Annotated in this window: 1 pseudogene; it reads right to left on the reverse strand. The window is 52.3% G+C overall.

The features are described 5' to 3' along the window. Nucleotides 1-342 (reverse strand): annotated as a pseudogene (locus AB9F29_RS21565) (restriction endonuclease subunit S); the annotation flags it as partial.

A 342-nucleotide genomic window follows, 5' to 3' on the forward strand; every position in this document is an offset into this window, starting at 1 on the left:
ATCTTTATGATTGAGCGGATGTTATCCTCGTCGCTTAACTCTTCCGAGGATACGCCGCTATGAATGGATACAGATAGCACTGGAAGATCGACGCTTCCTGAAACTTTCATTTCGCGAAACAAAACGAAGTTCCTGCGAATATCCCAATGCGCGGGGATTTGGCCGATCCAGTCGATGCCGCTGTCTTTCATCGGAGTGTAGGGGTTGAGGCCGCGGGTGACGGCCTCTTTGATCAGGATCTGCCGCCGCTCGCGCAAAAGCGCGATCTGCGCCTCCTTGATCCGCACCGCCTCACCAATCTTTTCGCATTTTTTATCGAGGAATGATGCAATGGCGCGTTGT

Origin of the sequence: Falsihalocynthiibacter sp. S25ZX9 (assembly GCF_041205405.1) — a bacterium.
Taxonomy (GTDB): Bacteria; Pseudomonadota; Alphaproteobacteria; order Rhodobacterales; family Rhodobacteraceae; genus Falsihalocynthiibacter; species Falsihalocynthiibacter arcticus.